The sequence below is a fragment of the Providencia sp. UF-183 genome (genome assembly GCF_058246155.1).
The window spans coordinates 1-209 of sequence record NZ_JBSICD010000134.1 but is presented as its reverse complement, the minus strand read 5'-3'; the positions used below and the strand labels follow the sequence as shown (position 1 = coordinate 209).

At 50.2% G+C, this 209-nt stretch carries 1 pseudogene; it reads right to left on the bottom strand.

Annotated elements, in window-relative coordinates:
- A pseudogene (locus AC4IFT_RS22660) lies at window positions 1–209 on the bottom strand (hypothetical protein); the annotation flags it as partial.

Here is a 209-nt window from a genome sequence, read left to right as displayed (position 1 = left end):
TCCGACACCGCCGCATGCGTGGTATTGCTCTCTTTCCCTTTGTTATTCACATTGGTCAATAACGAACCTGCCGCATTACCCGCTAACTGGTCTTCAAATGGTGAGCCTCCCGTGCTAAACCCGCCACTTTGGCTATCCACTTTGTACTCGGCTTTGTTTTTGATATCCCCAAAGCCCAGTGTGCCCGTGTCGAGTTTGTTTTTATCGGC